General features: G+C 72.4%; 14 protein-coding genes and 1 pseudogene. 13 read left to right on the forward strand and 2 right to left on the reverse strand.

The annotated features are described in order from the left end of the window. From BU204_RS29685 to BU204_RS29725, 10 genes and pseudogenes are all read left to right on the forward strand, one after another. Nucleotides 1-838: pseudogene (locus tag BU204_RS29685) on the forward strand (hypothetical protein); the annotation flags it as partial. Then, nucleotides 835-1,809 carry an HAD-IIA family hydrolase gene (locus BU204_RS29690; RefSeq protein ID WP_075129091.1) on the forward strand — a complete coding sequence of 325 codons (975 nt, stop codon included), beginning with the start codon at nt 835-837 and terminating at the stop codon, nt 1,807-1,809. The pseudogene BU204_RS29685 and the gene BU204_RS29690, both read left to right, overlap by 4 nt. A gap of 4 nt (nt 1,810-1,813) precedes the next feature. After that, on the forward strand, nt 1,814-1,972 hold the full coding sequence (locus BU204_RS40945) for a hypothetical protein (RefSeq protein WP_198943038.1): 159 nt from the start codon (nt 1,814-1,816) through the stop codon (nt 1,970-1,972). A 2-nt stretch (nt 1,973-1,974) separates the two neighbouring features. Then, nucleotides 1,975-2,772, forward strand: a complete 798-nt coding sequence (locus BU204_RS29695; protein WP_075129092.1) for a TlyA family RNA methyltransferase — start codon at nt 1,975-1,977, stop codon at nt 2,770-2,772. Beyond that, nucleotides 2,769-3,656, forward strand: coding sequence for an NAD kinase (locus BU204_RS29700; protein ID WP_075129093.1), 888 nt, complete (start codon nt 2,769-2,771; stop codon nt 3,654-3,656). The genes BU204_RS29695 and BU204_RS29700 overlap by 4 nt, the downstream gene beginning before the upstream one ends. 60 nt (nt 3,657-3,716) lie before the next feature. After that, entirely contained in the window at nt 3,717-5,516 is a 1,800-nt protein-coding gene (gene recN / locus BU204_RS29705) for a DNA repair protein RecN (protein WP_143229844.1), read from the forward strand. A gap of 921 nt (nt 5,517-6,437) precedes the next feature. Continuing rightward, nucleotides 6,438-7,622, forward strand: a complete 1,185-nt coding sequence (gene steA, locus BU204_RS29710) for a putative cytokinetic ring protein SteA (RefSeq protein WP_075129095.1) — start codon at nt 6,438-6,440, stop codon at nt 7,620-7,622. Next, nucleotides 7,619-8,560, forward strand: coding sequence for a copper transporter (locus tag BU204_RS29715; RefSeq protein WP_075129096.1), 942 nt, complete (start codon nt 7,619-7,621; stop codon nt 8,558-8,560). The genes steA and BU204_RS29715 overlap by 4 nt, the downstream gene beginning before the upstream one ends. Before the next feature lie 160 nt (nt 8,561-8,720). After that, on the forward strand, nt 8,721-10,418 hold the full coding sequence (locus tag BU204_RS29720; RefSeq protein ID WP_143229845.1) for a CTP synthase: 1,698 nt from the start codon (nt 8,721-8,723) through the stop codon (nt 10,416-10,418). Continuing rightward, nucleotides 10,415-11,056 (forward strand): NUDIX domain-containing protein, encoded by a 642-nt coding sequence (locus BU204_RS29725; protein ID WP_075129097.1) that lies wholly within the window; start codon nt 10,415-10,417, stop codon nt 11,054-11,056. Before BU204_RS29720 ends, BU204_RS29725 begins: the two co-directional genes overlap by 4 nt. Nucleotides 11,057-11,108: 52 nt before the next feature. Here the strand turns inward: BU204_RS29725 and BU204_RS29730 are convergent, their stop codons facing one another. Continuing rightward, the gene (locus tag BU204_RS29730) at nt 11,109-11,504 is read right to left on the reverse strand and encodes a RidA family protein (protein ID WP_075129098.1); all 396 of its coding nucleotides are present in this window, start codon (nt 11,502-11,504) and stop codon (nt 11,109-11,111) included. A gap of 89 nt (nt 11,505-11,593) precedes the next feature. After that, nucleotides 11,594-13,042 carry an ethanolamine permease gene (gene eat, locus BU204_RS29735; protein WP_075129099.1) on the reverse strand — a complete coding sequence of 483 codons (1,449 nt, stop codon included), beginning with the start codon at nt 13,040-13,042 and terminating at the stop codon, nt 11,594-11,596. A 142-nt stretch (nt 13,043-13,184) separates the two neighbouring features. On the opposite strand from eat, the gene BU204_RS29740 reads away from it, so the two are divergent. Genes BU204_RS29740 through BU204_RS29750 form a run of 3 tightly spaced genes read left to right on the forward strand, consistent with a single transcriptional unit; the run spans nt 13,185 to nt 16,595 of the window. Next, entirely contained in the window at nt 13,185-14,549 is a 1,365-nt protein-coding gene (locus BU204_RS29740) for a glutamine synthetase family protein (protein WP_083661754.1), read from the forward strand. Then, nucleotides 14,530-15,240, forward strand: a complete 711-nt coding sequence (locus BU204_RS29745; RefSeq protein ID WP_075129100.1) for a gamma-glutamyl-gamma-aminobutyrate hydrolase family protein — start codon at nt 14,530-14,532, stop codon at nt 15,238-15,240. The genes BU204_RS29740 and BU204_RS29745 overlap by 20 nt, the downstream gene beginning before the upstream one ends. Then, nucleotides 15,237-16,595: an aldehyde dehydrogenase family protein gene (locus BU204_RS29750; RefSeq protein WP_075129101.1), complete on the forward strand. Its 1,359-nt coding sequence runs from the start codon at nt 15,237-15,239 to the stop codon at nt 16,593-16,595. The genes BU204_RS29745 and BU204_RS29750 overlap by 4 nt, the downstream gene beginning before the upstream one ends. The last annotated feature ends 4 nt before the right edge of the window (nt 16,596-16,599 follow it).

The raw sequence follows: 16,599 nt of genomic DNA on the forward strand, positions 1-16,599 counted from the left end.
GCCAACCAGCACCGACGAGCCAACCAGCACCGACGAGCCGACCAGCACCGACTGGTCAACCGGTACCGGTGAACCGACCGGCGCCGAGGGCCCAACCAGCACCGACCGGCCAACCAGCGAGCCGACCGACACCGACGCCACCACCCCCGACACCACCCGCCCCCACCGCCACACCGACGGCCCCGAGCTCCCCGACGAGATCCAGTTCTCCGACCTCGACCCCGAGGCCCGCCGCGAGCTCCGCAGCCTCGCCAAGCCCGTCGCCGAGCTGGTCGGGCGGCATCTCGTCGCCGCCGGGCGGTTGATCGACGAGGACCCCGAGCTCGCCCTCGAGCACGCCCGCTACGCCCGTACCCGCGCGGCCCGCGTCGCGCTCGTGCGGGAGGCGGCCGGGCTCACGGCCTACCACGCCGGCGAGTGGGCGGAGGCCCTCGGCGAGCTGCGCGCGGTCCGCCGGATGACCGGCGCCCAGACCCACCTCCCCGTCATGGCCGACTGCGAGCGCGCCCTCGGCCGCCCCGAGCGCGCGCTCGACCTGGCCGCCGAGGCCGGTTCCGGCCTCCCCGAGGAGACCGCCGTCGAGCTGCGAATCGTCGCGGCCGGGGCACGGCGGGACATGGGGCAGCTCGACGCCGCGGTCGTCACGCTGCAGGGCCCGGACCTCGACCCGCGCGTCCGCCGGCCCTGGAGCGCGCGCCTGTTCTACGCCTACGCCGACAACCTCGAGGCCGCCGGCCGCACCGAGGAGGCCATCCGCTGGTTCCTCAACGCCGCCGAGGCCGACCTCGACGAGGAGACCGACGCCGCCGAGCGAGCCATCGAGTTGGGGGCCGAATGAGCCTGCTCGACCACTACGACGCCCTCCTGTTCGACCTCGACGGCACCGTCTACCGCGGCGAGGAGGTCATCGACGCCGCCCCCGCCGCCGTGGCGGCCACCCACCGCGCCGGGGTCACCGTTCGCTTCGTCACCAACAACGCCTCGCGCGGCCCGGACGAGGTCGCCCGGCACCTGACCGCCCTCGGCATCCCCGCCCGCCCCGACGAGGTCAGCACCAGCGCCCAGGCCGCGGCCCAGGTGCTCGCCGAGAAGGTCACCGGCACCGTCCTCATCGTCGGGTCGGCCTCGCTGGAGCACGAGGTCCGGCAGGTCGGTCTCCACCCGACCCGCACCGCCGACGACGACGTCGTCGCCGTCGTCCAGGGACTCTCCAAGGACACCGGCTGGCGGGACCTCGCCGAGGCGTGTGTCGCGCTCAACACCGGCGTGCTCTGGGTCGCCTGCAACGTCGACCCCACCCTGCCCACCGAACGCGGTCAGCTCCCCGGCGCCGGATCGTTCGTTGCCGCGCTGCGTACCGCCACCGGGCGGGAGCCAATCGTCGCGGGTAAGCCGGCCGCACCGCTCATGGTGGAGGCGGTTCGGGCGGCGAACGCCGATCACGCGCTCGCGATCGGGGACCGGCTCGACAGCGACATCGACGGCGCGATCGCCGCCGGGCTCGACTCGCTGCTGGTCATGTCCGGGGTCACCACCGCCGCCCAGCTGCTCGCCGCGGACACCCGACCCACCTACCTCGCGGCGGACGTCGCGGCAGTCACCGAACCCCGGGAGCGGCTGGCCGTGGGGGAGCAGGCCGACTGGAGCGTCGAGGACGGCACCGTCCGCCACCGCGGCGACGGCGAGCCCGACCCGTTCACGCTGCTGCGGGCCCTCGCCGCCACCCCGCCCGGCGGTCGGTTCGAAGCCGCCGACGACGCCGCCCGCACGGCGCTCGCGCACCTCGGTCTGGGCGATGGGCTAGCGTGAAACCGTGCAGCCGCAAGAGCAGCAGGCCGGGGACCCGGCCATCGACGACGCCCTGGCCAGGACCGAGTCCCTCGACGGCGTCCCGCTGGCCGAGCACGTAGGCCGGTTCGACGCGGTACACGGCGCGCTCAACGACGCGCTGTCGCGGATCGACACGGACTGACGGTGCCGCGCCGGACACGGCTGGACGCGGAGCTCGTTCGCCGCGGCCTCGCCCGATCGCGCGAGCACGCCTCGCAGCTCATCGCGGCCGGTCGGGTCACCGTGCGGGGCACGGTCGCCGGTAAACCGGCCACCGCGGTCGAGACCGACGCTCCGGTGGTGGTCCGCGAGCAGAACGGCGACGACTGGGCCTCCCGCGGCGCCCACAAGCTGATCGGCGCGCTCGACGCGTTCGACCTCGACGTCACCGGCCGGCGCGCGCTCGACGCCGGCGCCTCCACCGGCGGTTTCACCGACGTGCTGCTGCGTCGAGGGGCGCGCGAGGTCGTGGCCGCGGACGTCGGCCGCGGCCTGCTGGTCTGGCGGCTGCGGACCGACGACCGCGTCACCGTGCTCGACAAGACGAACGTCCGCTCGCTCACCCCCGAGCAGACCGGCGGCCCGGTCGACCTGGTCGTGGCCGACCTGTCGTTCATCTCGCTGCGGCTGGTGCTGCCCGCGCTGCTGGCCTGCACGACCGAGGAGGCCGACCTGGTGCCCATGGTCAAACCCCAGTTCGAGGTCGGCAAGGAGCGGCTCGGGTCCGGCGGTGTCGTCCGCGACCCCGCGCTGCGAGCCGAGGCCGTGCGGGAGGTGGTCGCCGCGGCCGCCGAGCTGGGCCTGCGCGCCGACGGCGTGACCGCCAGCCCGCTCCCCGGCCCCTCCGGGAATGTCGAATACTTCGTATGGCTGCGGCGGGGCGAACCGAACCCGGACGCCGCGGCGCTGGTCGAGAACGCAGTTCGGGAGGGCCCGCGATGACCGGACGTGAGGTGCTGCTCGTCGTGCACACCGGTCGGTCGGACACCCTGCACACCGCGGAGAAGGTCGCCGGCTGGTTCGCCGAGGCCGACATCCGGCTGCGGGTGCTCGCCGACGAGGCGCCCCAGCTGGACAGCTCCTGCTACCAGACCGTCGTACACGGCGGCCGGGAGGCCGCGGCGGGGACCGAGCTGGTGTTCGTGCTCGGCGGCGACGGCACCCTGCTGCGCGCGGCCGAGCTCGCCCGACCGGCGGGCGTGCCGGTGCTGGCGGTGAACATGGGGCGGGTGGGGTTCCTCGCCGAGGCCGACTCGGACATCCTCGAGCAGGCCGTCCGGCAGGTGATCGCCCGCAACTACGAGGTCGTCGACCGGATGACCGTCGACATCACCGCCTCGCTCGGCGACCGGCACCTCGCCCGCACCTGGGCCCTGAACGAGGCGAGCGTGGAGAAGAGCAGCCGCGAGCGGATCCTCGACGTGCGGATCGAGGTCGACGGGCGGCCGGTGTCCTCGTTCGGCTGCGACGGCGTGCTCTGCGCCACCCCGACCGGCTCGACCGCCTACGCGTTCTCCGCCGGTGGGCCCATCGTGTGGCCGGACGTCCAGGCGCTGCTGGTCGTGCCGTCGAACGCGCACGCCATGTTCTCCCGGCCGCTGGTCGTCTCTCCGGACTCGGTCGTCGCGGTGGAGGTCGATCCGGACGGGCACCCGGCGGTGCTGTGCTGCGACGGGCGCCGGACGTTCGTGCTGCCGCCCGGGGCCAGGGTCGAGGTGGTGGGCGGGACGAAGCCGACGCGCCTCGTGCGGTTGCGGGACGAGCCGTTCACCGACCGGCTCGTCCACAAGTTCGAGCTCCCCGTCCAGGGCTGGCGCAACCGCTGACCCGGCGAATCGAACACACATGTGGATAGGTACGAGCTTTCGTCGGCCGTAGCGGATAAAGTGCGCGCTGTGTTGGCCGAAATGCGCATCGAGGGCCTCGGCGTGATCGACGAGGCCACGCTCGAACTGGATCCGGGACTCACCGTCGTCACCGGCGAGACCGGCGCGGGCAAGACCATGGTCGTCACCGGGCTGCACCTGCTCTCCGGTGGTCGGGCCGAGGCGTCACGGGTGCGCACCGGCGCGTCGAGAGCGGTCGTCGAGGGCCGGTTCGACGCCCCCGCTGGCAGCTCCGCGGCCAAGGTCGCCGCGGACGCCGGCGCCGAACCCGACGCCGACGGCGAGCTCATCGCGCTGCGCACCGTCTCGCCCGACGGTCGCTCGCGCGCCCACCTTGGCGGACGCTCGGTGCCGGTCGGGGTGCTGTCCGACCTGGCCGAGCAGCTCATCGCCGTGCACGGGCAGAACGACCAGCTGCGCCTGCTGCGGCCGGCCGAGCAGCGCGGCGTGCTCGACCGCTTCGCCGGCGAGGAGCTGCTGGGCGCGCTCAGCGAGTACCGCAGGGTGCGCGACGACTGGCACCGGGTGAGCACCGAGCTGGCCGACCGCACGGCCCGGGCGCGCGAGTTGGCTCGCGAGGCCGACCTGCTGCGGCACGGCCTCGCCGAGATCCAGGCCGTCGACCCGCAGCCGGGGGAGGACGACGAGCTGGTCGCCACCGCCCGCCGGCTCGCCGACGCCGACCAGCTGCGCGAGGCGGCCACCGGCGCGTCCTTCGCCATCAGCGGCTCGCCCGACGGCGACCCGGACGCCCCCGGCGCACTCGGCCTGATCGCCGACGCCCGGCACCGGCTGTCCTCCGCCGAGGACCCGAGGCTGCGGGAGCTGGCGCCGCGCCTGGCCGAGGCCGAGGCGCTGCTCACCGACGTCGGCCCCGAGCTGACGAGCTACCTCGAGTCGCTGGACGCCGACCCGTCCGTGCTCGAGAAGGTGTTGGCCCGGCAGGCCGAGCTGAAGGCGCTGACTAGGAAGTACGCCGCCGATGTGGACGGCGTGCTGGCCTGGGCGAAGGACGCCGAGCAGCGCCTGGCCGGCCTGGACACCTCCGAGGAGGCGCTCTCGGCGCTGGCCGCCCGCCGCGACGAGCTCGCCGGCGAGCTGGCCGAACGTGCCCAGGCCGTGACCGAGCTGCGGGTCATCGCCGCCGACCGCTTCGCCAAGGCGGTGACCGTCGAGCTGGGTGGCCTCGCGATGGGCCAGGCCAGCATCGACGTGGTGATCAGCACCCGCTGGGCCGAGCCGGGGGAGTCCCACGCCCTCCGCGTGGCCGGCGGCGACGGCGGCGACGCGCTCGTGCACGCCGGCCCGGACGGCATCGACGAGGTCGAGCTGCGCCTGGTCGCCCACGACGGGGCCGTGCCGCTGCCCGTGCACAAGGCAGCGTCCGGCGGCGAGCTGTCCCGTGTGATGCTGGCCATCGAGGTGGTGCTGGCGCACTCCGACCCGGTGCCGACCCTGGTGTTCGACGAGGTCGACGCCGGCGTGGGCGGCCGGGCAGCGGTGGAGATCGGCCGCCGCCTCGCCCGCCTGGCCGCCAGCCACCAGGTCATCGTCGTGACCCACCTGCCCCAGGTCGCCGCGTTCGCCGACCGCCACCTGGTCGTCGACAAGAGCGCCAAGGGCGGCGTGAGCCGCAGCGACGTCCGCATGGTGGCCGACAAGGACCGGGTGGTCGAGCTGGCCCGCATGCTCGCCGGCATGGACTCCACCGAGACCGGCCGCGCCCACGCCGAGGAGCTGCTGGCCGTGGCGGAGAAGGACAAGCAGTCCAGCACCGGGAAGTCCCGCAAGCGCCGCTGAGCCTCGCCAGGGTTCGAGAACCGCGTGCCGGCGTGGGCCCGCGATCGCGTCGTGCCGCCGCCCGAGCGGGAGAGGGTCGCCCGCGAGCCGGTCCGCGGCCTTCGACCACGTCCAGGCAGGCGCCAGGACTCCACAATCCTGCGCTACGACGATCATCGGTGACCCTCGCCGGACCTGCTCCACGTCGTCGCCCACGAGGGCCTACCCCGGGTCACCTCGGCGAGCAGGTACGAAGGAGATCCCCCTCGCCAACCTCGAGCAGAACGTCCGGTTCGCCCCGCCACCCTGTGGCTTCACCGAAGGGCTCTCCCCGCACCCCCGGCGACGACGCGCAGGCCTGGCTCGCCGCACCGTCCTCGCCCCCGCGGAATCCGCCCCGACGGCTCAGCCCTGACCGGGATCCACCCCGACGCTTCGACCTCGCCGCAATCCACCACCCGCTGGTCGGCATGCGACACAACACCGTGCTGCAAGGCCGCCCCGAATCAGAGGTGCCGGCCTACCTCACCCAGAGGCGCACGGCCCAAGAACCCGAACCACGTCCAGACCGGACAGTCCATACCCGTCGTCCTACCACCACGGCTGGCACCTCCCAGCGCCCTGGCCGGACCGAGACACGCTCGTCCACCGTCTGCTGACCAACCAACTCCTACCCCCCTCGCCCAACCCCCCAAACACCTGCTGCTTGCCGCCAACTCCCAGTGAACAACCCCCACCCGTTCCCGGGGGCGTCCCGCCTTGCCAGCGTATCGGCGATCAGGGGTGGATGGGCCTGAGCGGACTGACCTGTGGACAACTCAGCACCGCGAACGGAAGATCCGGCTGCCCCGGACACTGTGGACTCACTCGAACAGGTCATGCCCGGTCCACCGGCGGCGTGGCGCTCCGGGGCCGCTACCGACGCTCGTCACCATCGGGGCCATGAAGCTCACTGGGCTGCTCGCGCGTTCCGGTCCCACCCGTCCCGGCGTGAGCGGGATCGGGCGGGTCGACCGGCGTACCGGCGAGCTGCTGCGGCGGGTCGGGCGCGGTGAGATCGTCATCCTCGACCAGGTCGACCTGGACCGAGCCACCGCGGACGCGCTGGTCGCCGCGGAGGTCGCCGGGGTCGTGAACGCCTCGCCGTCGATTTCGGGGCGGTTCCCCAACCTCGGGCCCGAGATCATCGTCGGTGCGGGGACCGTGCTGGTCGACGGGGTGGGGCCGGAGATCCTGCGCGCCGTCAAGGAGGGCAGCAAGGTCCGGCTGCACGAGGGCGGGGTCTTCCTCGGCGAGAAGGAGGTCGGGCGCGGCACCCAGCAGACCGCCGAGTCCATCGCCGACCTCATGATCGAGGCCAAGGCCGGCATGTCGGCCCAGCTCGAGGCGTTCTCGGCCAACACGATCGAGTTTCTCCGGCGCGAGCGGACCCTGATCCTCGATGGGGTGGGGGTGCCAGAGCTGCACATCCCGCTCGCCGGGCGGCAGGTGCTGGTCGTCGCGCCGGGGCACGGGCACCTGGAGGACCTCGGCGCGCTGCGCCGGTACATCGCCGAGCACCGGCCCGTGCTGGTCGGGGTCGACGCGGGCGCCGACGCGCTGCTCGGCAAGGGGTACAAGCCGGACGTCATCGTCGGGGACCCGGACCGGATCTCCTCCGACACGCTCCGCAGCGGCGCCCAGGTGGTCGTGCCGGCGCACTTCGACGGGCACGCCCCCGGGCTGGAGCGGGTGCAGGACCTCGGCATCGGCGCGGTCACCTTCCCGGCCTCGGCCAACGCCGAGGACCTGGCACTGCTGCTCGCCGACGTGCACGGCGCCAGCCTCGTCGTCACCGTCGGCTTCCAGGCGACGCTGCGGGAGTTTCTCGACCGCGGCCGCTCCGGGTCCAACCCCTCGACCTTCCTCACCCGGCTGAAACTCGGCAGCAAGATCGTCGACGGCCGTGCGGTCGCCGCGCTGCACCGCGCCCGCGTGTCGCTGGCCGCCGTGCTCGTCCTGGTCCTGTCCGCGCTCGTCGCGGTGCTCGTCGCACTGACCGTCTCCGGGGTTGCCGACGCCTACGTCGACCGCGCCGTCGAGACCTGGAACAGCTTCCTGAGCTGGATCGGAGGGCTTTTCTCGTGATCTCGCTGCGCTACCACGTCGTCTCCATCACCGCGGTCTTCCTCGCCCTGGCCGTCGGCGTCGTGCTCGGCTCCACGACCCTGTCCCGGTCGCTGCTGTCCGGCCTGACCGACGACAACGAGCAGCTGGCCACGCAGGTCAGCGACCTCGAGGCACAGCGCAACGCCCAGCAGGCCCAGCTCGCCGACGCCGACGACTTCGCCGCCACCGTCGGCCCCATGGCCGTGCGCGGTCAGCTCGACCAGCGCACCGTGGTGATCATCACCACCGCCGGCGCCGACCCGGCCGACCGCGACGCGCTCAAGACCCTGCTCGGCGACGCCGGGGCGCGGGTCACCGGCGAGCTCCAGCTCACCGAGGCGTTCAGCAACCCGGAGAAGGCCGACCAGGTCAAGGACATCGTCATCCGGCTGCTGCCCGCCGGGGTGCAGCTGCCCACCGCGTCCGATCCGGGCAGCCTGGCCGGCGGTCTGCTCGGTCCGCTGCTGCTGATCGGCAAGGACGACAACAAACCGCAGGCCTCGGCGGACGAGACCGCGGCGGCGCTCGCGGGCCTCACCGAGGGCGGCTTCGTCAAGGCCGCCCAGCGGGTGGAGCCGGCGCAGCTCGCGGTCGTGCTCACCGGCGGCGCCGCGGAGGGTGACGGCGCGGGGGACCAGGCGGCGACGGTCGCTCGCTTCGCCACCCAGGTCGACCGGTCCGGCGCGGGAGCCGTCCTGGCCGGCGGCGCTGGGTCCGCCGACGGCACCGGCGCGGTCGGCGTCGTCCGCGCGGACACCGCCGCGACCAGCATTTTGTCCACTGTAGACAACGTGGCGACGCCTGCCGGGCGGGTGGTGACCGTGCTCGCGCTGCGCGAGCAGCTCGAGGGCGGAACCGGCCGCTACGGCAGCGCCGGCAACGCCGAGGCACCGGCGCCGGGTGTACGCACGGAGTAACGCTGCGTGATCTCCAGGTTGGGGTGCGCGTGTCCCGTGAGCGAGCGTCGAGCAGGTGATACGGTGAAAACCCGTGGAGAGTCAGGCGGGATTTCCCGCTGCCAACGGTATCGCCGGTAACGGCTTCGGACCTCGGACCACCCCGCGGGGGGCGGCGCTGGTGCAACACTCACGGACGACCAAGTACGTGTTCGTGACCGGTGGGGTCGCCTCGTCCCTGGGCAAGGGCCTCACCGCGTCGAGCCTCGGGCAGTTGCTCACTGCCCGAGGGCTGTGGGTCACGATGCAGAAGCTCGACCCGTACCTCAACGTCGACCCAGGGACGATGAACCCGTTCCAGCACGGCGAGGTCTTCGTCACCGAGGACGGTGCGGAGACCGACCTCGACGTCGGCCACTACGAGCGGTTCCTCGACCGCGACCTCGTCGGCCGGGCCAACGTGACCACGGGTCAGGTCTACTCGAGCGTGATCGCCAAGGAGCGCCGCGGGGAGTACCTCGGGGACACCGTGCAGGTCATCCCGCACATCACCGACGAGATCAAGGCCCGCATCCGCGCCATGGCCGAGCCCGGTGAGGACGGCAACGCCCCCGACGTGGTGATCACCGAGGTCGGCGGAACGGTCGGCGACATCGAGTCGCTGCCGTTCCTGGAGGCCGCGCGCCAGGTGCGGCACGACGTCGGCCGGGACAACTGCTTCTTCCTGCACGTCTCGCTGGTGCCCTACCTCGCCCCCTCCGGCGAGCTCAAGACCAAGCCGACCCAGCACTCGGTCGCGGCGCTGCGCAACATCGGCATCCAGCCCGACGCCGTGGTGTGCCGGGCCGACCGGGAGGTGCCGAGCGGGCTCAAGCGCAAGATCGCGCTGATGTGCGACGTGGACATCGAGGCCGTCGTCGCCGCCCCGGACGCGCCGTCCATCTACGACATCCCGAAGGTCCTGCACAGCGAAGGGCTCGATGCCTACGTTGTCCGGCGGCTCGGGCTGCCGTTCCGCGACGTGGACTGGACGGTGTGGGGCGACCTGCTGTCGCGAGTGCACAATCCCAAGGAGAGCGTGCGGATCGCGCTGGTCGGCAAGTACGTCGACCTGCCGGACGCGTACCTGTCGGTCACCGAGGCCCTGCGTGCGGGCGGCTTCGCGCACCGGGCCAAGGTCGAGGTGGTCTGGGTCCCCTCGGACACCTGCGAGACCCCGTCCGGCGCCGCCGAACAGCTGTCCGCCGTGGACGGTGTGCTGATCCCGGGTGGGTTCGGCGTGCGGGGCATCGAGGGCAAGATCGGTGCGATCCACTTCGCGCGGGTCAACAAGATCCCGGTACTCGGGCTGTGCCTCGGCCTGCAGTGCATGGTCATCGAGACCGCTCGCAACCTCGCCGGCATCACCGAGGCGAACTCCGCCGAGTTCGACGAGACGACCCCGGAGCCGGTGATCAGCACGATGGCCGACCAGCAGGATGTGGTGGCGGGGGAGCGGGACATGGGCGGCACGATGCGCCTCGGCGCCTACCCCGCGAAGCTCGTCGCCGGGTCCCAGGTGGCCACCGCGTACGGCACCCGGGAGGTGTCCGAGCGGCACCGGCACCGCTACGAGGTCAACAACGCCTACCGCGAGCGGCTGGGCAAGGCCGGCGTGGTGTTCTCCGGCCTGTCCCCCGACGAGCACCTCGTGGAGTTCGTCGAGCTGCCGGCCGAGATGCACCCGTTCTTCGTGGGCACGCAGGCGCATCCGGAGCTCAAGAGCCGCCCCACCCGGCCGCACCCGCTGTTCGCCGGCTTCGTGAAGGCCGCGCTGACGCGCCGGGCCGCCGAGCGGCTGCCGGTGGAGCTGCCCGAGCCCATGGGGTCGCGTTCGTGAGCGAGCCCGGCACGCACGCCTTCGAGGTGTTGTCCACCGAGGACAAATATGTGGGACGGATCATCGCGGTGCGGCTGGACCAGGTCGCGATGCCCGGCGGGGGCAAGGCGGGCCGCGAGGTCGTGGAGCACCTCGGCGCCGTCGCCATCGTCGCCCTCGACGAGGAGGAGCAGGTCACGCTGATCCACCAGTACCGCCACCCGCTCGCGCGGCGGATCTGGGAGCTGCCCGCCGGCCTGATCGACCAGGCGGGGGAGGACCCGGTCGAGACGGCCCGCCGCGAGCTGGTCGAGGAGGTCGGCCTGGCCGCCGGCGACTGGTCGGTCCTGGTCGACGTCGCCGTCTCGCCGGGGTTCACCGACGAGGCCGTGCGCGTGTACCTGGCGACCGATCTGACCACGGTGGACCGCGTCGTGGAGGGCGACGAGGAGGCGGACCTGGTGGCCCGCCGCTTCCCCCTCGACGAGGCCGTCCGGATGGCGCTCGCCGGCGAGATCGTCAACGGGACCGCGGTCGCCGGCCTGCTCGCCGCCAAGGCGGTGCGCACCGCCGCGCTGCGCCCCCGCCCCGCCGACGCGCCCTGGCGCGACCTGCCCACCCGCCTGCCGAACCGCCAGGCGGGAGAGCAGGGCGACTAGGCACCGCTGCTCGTGCCGGGCGAACCGGCACGAGCAGCGCGGCGAGGTCGCCTCAGGCGACGGCGGTTCCCTCCAGCTCGACCAGCTGGCCCGGGATCGCCAGCCGGGTCACGCCCAGCATCGTCGTGGTCGGGGCCACCCTGGCCGCACCCAGCCGCGAGGCCAGCACGCCGTAGTGCTGGAAGAGCAGGTCGACGTCGGTGGTGTAGACGTTGAGCCGCACGAGGTCGGTCAACGACATGCCGGCCTCGCCGAGCACGGCCTCCAGGTTGTCGATGCTCAACGCCAGCTGGGCCGCCATGTCACCGTCGTGCTGGGGCTTGCCGTCGCTGCTCATCGCGGTCTGCCCGGAGCAGTACAGCGTGCGGGTGTTCCCGGAGACGACCTCGCCCTGGTTGAAACCCATCTCCACCGACCACGTCACCGGGTTGACCGCGGTTCGTTCCAATGCCACAACAGCTCCGTTCGATCATCGGGTGTGTGGCGAAAGCCTCCCAACGAATCACGACATCCTCTGTCATGTATCCCGGACGTGCTCTAGTCGGCCAGCTCGGACTCGGCCTGCCGCACCGCCGCGAACTCCTCCTCCGGCGCGTTCGCGACCAGATGGTGCCGGCTGTAGAAGAAGAAGTAGCCGAGGGCGATCACCAGGATGCCGGCGGTGATCGCGGCGGCCTTCTCGTCGACGAAGAACGTCGCGATCACCGCGGCCACGGCGAGGACCGCGGCGACGCCGGTGGTGACCACGCCGCCGGGGGTGCGGTACGGGCGCTCCAGGTTCGGCTCGCGCACCCGCAGCACGATGTGCGAGACGTTCAGCAGCACGTAGGACACCGTCGCGCCGAACACCGCGATGTTGATCAGGAGCGCGCCGTCCATGGTGGCCGTGGCCAGGACGAAACCGATCGTGCCCGGGACGATCAGGGCCAGGTAGGGGGTCTTGCGCCGGCCGGTCCTCGACAGCCAGCGCGGCAGGTAGCCCGCGCGGGACAGGGCGAACAGCTGGCGCGAGTAGGCGTAGATGATCGAGAAGAAGCTCGCCACGAGACCGGCCAGGCCGACGTAGTTCACGAACTGGGCGAGGAAGTTGTCGCCGCCGTAGGCGGCCCGGATCGCGTCCGGCAGCGGGTTGTCCGACTCGGCGATCTTCGAGGAGCCGGCGGCGCCTGGGGCGACCACGAGCATCAGCGCGGCGAACACCAGCAGCGCGGCCATCGCGGCGACGATGCCCCTCGGCAGGTCCCGCCGCGGGTTGCTGGCCTCCTCCGCCGCGAGCGGAACCCCTTCCACCGCGAGGAAGAACCAGATGCCGTAGACGAACGCGGCCAACACCCCCGCGACCCCGTAGGGCAGGAACGTGCTCGCGCCCGCCGCGTCGGTCGGCGCGATGTCGAGCAGGTTGTCCGCGTCGAACTTGCCGATCATCCCGATCACGAACACGACCAGCGCCACCACCGCGATGCCGGTGATCACGAACATCACCCGCAGCGCCTCGCCGACGCCCCACAGGTGCACGCCGATGAAGATCAGGTAACAGGCCAGGAAGACCGGCCATCCGCTGGTCAGCCCGAACAGGCCGAGCGACTCCACGTACCCGCCGATGAACACCGCGATCGCCGCGGGCGCGATCGCGTACTCGATCAGGATCGCGGTCCCGGTGGCGAAGCCGCCGGTCGGGCCGAGCGCGCGCCGGGCGAAGCCGTAGCCGGCCCCGGCCACCGGCATGGCCGAGGCCATCTCGGCGAGGCCGAAGACCATGCACGTGTACATGACCGCCATCAGCACCGTGGCGATCAGCAGGCCACCCCACCCGCCCTCGAGGAGGCCGAAGTTCCAGCCGGCGAAGTCGCCGGAGATCACGTAGGCGACGCCGAGGCCGGCCAGCAGGACCCACCCCGCCGCTCCGCCGCGGAGCTGGCGCTGCTCGAGGTAGCTCGACTCGACGGTCTGGTACTCGACGTTCTCACGGTGATGCGGAGTCGACATGGGAAGCTCCCTATGGGCCAGCACCAGTCCTTTGACCCGAAAGCGTGATCCTCTCGCCGCCGGCCTGTCAAGACCGCCGCGATTGACACACCCACGACACGCGTGTGCAATGGCTCAGGGCTGATCCTTTGGAGGGCGCGACATGGGACACCGGGACGGCATGCTGAGCCTCGACCGGCTGCGCACCCTGGTCGACGACGGCACGATCGACACCGTGCTGGTCGCGATCACCGACATGCAGGGCCGGCTGCAGGGCAAACGCTGTGCCGCCGAGTACTTCCTCAACGAGGTCGTCTCGCATGCCACCGAGGGGTGCAACTACCTGCTCGCCGTCGACGTCGACATGAACACCGTCGACGGCTACGCCCTGTCCTCGTGGGAGCGCGGCTACGGCGACTTCGTCATGCGTCCCGACCTCGAGACGCTGCGGCTGGTGCCCTGGCAGCCCGGAACAGCGCTGGTGCTCGCCGATGTCGAGTGGGTCGAGGGCGGCCCGGTGGCCCCCTCGCCGCGGCAGGTGCTGCGTCGCCAGCTCGAGCGGCTCGCCGAGCGGGACCTGGTCGCCTACGTCGGCACCGAGCTGGAGTTCATCGTGTTCGAGGACTCCTACGAGCAGGCGTGGGACAAGGCCTACCGCGACCTCAGGCCCGGGAACCAGTACAACGTGGACTACTCGATCCTCGGCACCGGCCGGGTCGAGCCGCTGCTGCGTGACATCCGCAACGGGATGACCGGCGCCGGCATGTACGTGGAGTCGGCCAAGGGCGAGTGCAACCCGGGCCAGCACGAGATCGCCTTCCGCTACGACACCGCGTTGTCCACATGCGACAACCACAGCATCTACAAGACAGGTGCCAAGGAGATCGCCGCCCGCCACGGCAAGAGCCTGACGTTCATGGCGAAGTACAACGAGCGCGAGGGGAACTCCTGCCACATCCACATCTCGCTGCGCGGCGCCGACGGCGCGGCCGTGTTCGCCGGGGACGGACAGCATGGCTTCTCGCCGCTGTTCGAGCACTTCGTCGCGGGCCAGCAGGCGATGCTGCGTGAGCTGACCTACTTCTTCGCCCCGAACATCAACTCCTACAAGCGTTACCAGCCGGGCAGCTTCGCGCCGACGGCGGTCGCGTGGGGCGTGGACAACCGCACCTGTGCGCTGCGGGTGGTCGGGCACGGCGAGTCGCTGCGCGTGGAGAACCGGGTACCTGGTGGGGACATGAACCCCTACCTGGGGGTGGCCGCGCTGATCGCCGCCGGCCTGCACGGGATCGAGAACGAGCTGCCGCTCGAACCCGAGCAGTCCGGCAACGCCTACACCTCCGACGCCCCCACCGTGCCGACCACGCTGCGCGACGCGGCCCGGCTGCTCGGGGAGAGCGAGGGCGCGCGTGCCGCGTTCGGCGACGAGGTGATCGACCACTACCTGAACAACGCGCGGGTGGAGCTCGCCGCCTTTGACGCGGCGGTGACCGACTGGGAGCGGATCCGTGGGTTCGAACGTCTCTAGCCCGCTCATCGGCGTCAGCTCCTACCTGGAGCAGTGCCGGTTCGGCGTGTGGGACATTCCGGCCGCCGTCCTGCCGCGGGGCTACCTCGACGGCATCGTCCACGCCGGAGGCATGCCGGTCCTGCTGCCGCCGGTCGGCACCTGGGAGCCCGCCCACCTGTCCCGACTGGACGGTCTGGTGATCGCCGGCGGCGCGGACATCGACCCGGCCCGCTACGCGGCGACCCGCGAGGCCGCGACCGGGCCGGCGCGCCCGGACCGGGACAGTTCGGAGTGGACGCTGATCGACCACGCGCTGCGGGCCGGGACACCCCTGCTGGGGGTGTGCCGGGGCATGCAGTTGCTGAACGTCGTGCTGGGGGGCACGCTGCACCAGCACCTCCCGGACCAGACGGGGACTGCCGGACACCTGCCGGTGCCCGGGACGTTCGGGCGGGTGCCGGTGAAGGTCATCCCCGGCAGCAGGCTGGCCGCGGCCGTCGGTGACCGCGTGGAGGTGCACTGCCACCACCACCAGGCGGTCGACCGGCTCGGGCGCGGTCTGGTGGCGACGGCCCACGCCGACGACGGGACCGTCGAGGGCGTGGAGCTGCCCGGGGAGAGGTTCGTCGCAGGGGTGCAGTGGCACCCGGAGGAGGACGGAGTGGACCGGCGGCTGTTCCATGCCCTGGTGGAAGAGGCACGCGGATGACCGAGGTGATCAACCCGGCCACCGAGCAGGTGGTCGCGGACGTGCCGCCGCTCTCGGCGGCCGAGACCGACGCGGCGATCGAGCGCGCGCACCGGGCACTGCCGGCCTGGCGGGCGGTGGCGCCGGGGGACCGGGCCCGGCTCCTGCGCCGGTTCGCCGACGCCGTCGACGCCGATGTGGACACCCTCGCCTCGCTGGAGGTGACCAACTCCGGCCACACCATCGGCAACGCGCGCTGGGAGGCGGGCAACGTCCGCGACGTGCTGCACTACTACTCGGCCGCGCCGGAACGGCTGTTCGGCCGGCAGATCCCGGTACCCGGCGGCGTGAACGTCACCTTCGCCGAGCCGCTGGGCGTGGTCGGCGTGATCGTGCCGTGGAACTTCCCGATGCCGATCGCCGGCTGGGGCTTCGCGCCCGCGCTCGCCGCCGGCAACACCGTCGTGCTCAAACCCGCGGAGCTGACCCCGCTGACCGCGTTGCGCCTCGGCGAGCTGGCGCGGGAGGCCGGCATCCCCGAGGACGTGTTCCAGGTGCTGCCCGGCAAGGGGTCGGTGGTCGGGCAGCGGTTCGTGGACCACCCGTTGGTGCGCAAGGTCGTCTTCACCGGCTCCACGGAGGTCGGCCGCCAGGTCATGGCCGGCTGCGCGGCACGCGTCAAACGGGTCACGCTGGAGCTGGGTGGCAAGAACGCCAACATCGTCTTCGCCGACGCCGACCTCGAGCGCGCCGCGGCGAGCGCCCCCTACGGGGTGTTCGACAACGCCGGCCAGGACTGCTGCGCCCGGTCACGGATCCTGGTGCAGCGCACCGTGTTCGACCGGTTCCTGGAGCTGCTCGAACCGGCCGTGCGCGGCGTCGTCGTCGGCGACCCGGCGCAGGAGCGCACCGAGATGGGGCCGCTTATCTCGGCCGCCCATCTCGCTTCCGTCTCGTCCTATCTGGACGACACGGTGGAGGTGGCGTTCCGCGGGAGCGCGCCGGACGGGCCGGGGTACTGGTTCCCGCCCACGGTGGTGCTGCCGCGCACCCCGACCGACCGCACCGTCGTCGAGGAGGTCTTCGGCCCCGTGGTCACCGTGCAGGCCTTCGACGAGGAGGCGGACGCGCTGGCGATGGCCAACGACACCGAGTACGGGCTGTCCGGCTCGATCTGGACCTCGGACGTCGGCCGGGCACTGCGGGTCGCCCGCGGGGTCGAGGCCGGGAACCTCTCGGTGAACTCGCACTCCTCGGTGCGCTACTGGACGCCGTTCGGCGGGATGAAGCAGTCCGGCCTCGGCCGCGAGCTCGGACCGGACGCGCTGGACGCGTTCACCGAGACCAAGAACGTGTTCATCTCCACGGAGAACTGACGGA

The sequence above is a fragment of the Actinophytocola xanthii genome (assembly GCF_001921205.1).
Classification (GTDB): domain Bacteria; phylum Actinomycetota; class Actinomycetes; order Mycobacteriales; family Pseudonocardiaceae; genus Actinophytocola; species Actinophytocola xanthii.

Bases quoted from the DNA above. Each gene is read 5' to 3' on its own strand.
- BU204_RS29690 (WP_075129091.1), top strand. From the start codon at position 835: ATGAGCCTGCTCGACCACTACGACGCCCTCCTGTTCGACCTCGACGGC.
- BU204_RS29750 (WP_075129101.1), top strand. From the start codon at position 15,237: ATGACCGAGGTGATCAACCCGGCCACCGAGCAGGTGGTCGCGGACGTG.
- steA (WP_075129095.1), top strand. From the start codon at position 6,438: ATGAAGCTCACTGGGCTGCTCGCGCGTTCCGGTCCCACCCGTCCCGGC.
- BU204_RS29700 (WP_075129093.1), top strand. From the start codon at position 2,769: ATGACCGGACGTGAGGTGCTGCTCGTCGTGCACACCGGTCGGTCGGAC.
- eat (WP_075129099.1), bottom strand. From the start codon at position 13,042: ATGTCGACTCCGCATCACCGTGAGAACGTCGAGTACCAGACCGTCGAG.
- BU204_RS29740 (WP_083661754.1), top strand. From the start codon at position 13,185: ATGGGACACCGGGACGGCATGCTGAGCCTCGACCGGCTGCGCACCCTG.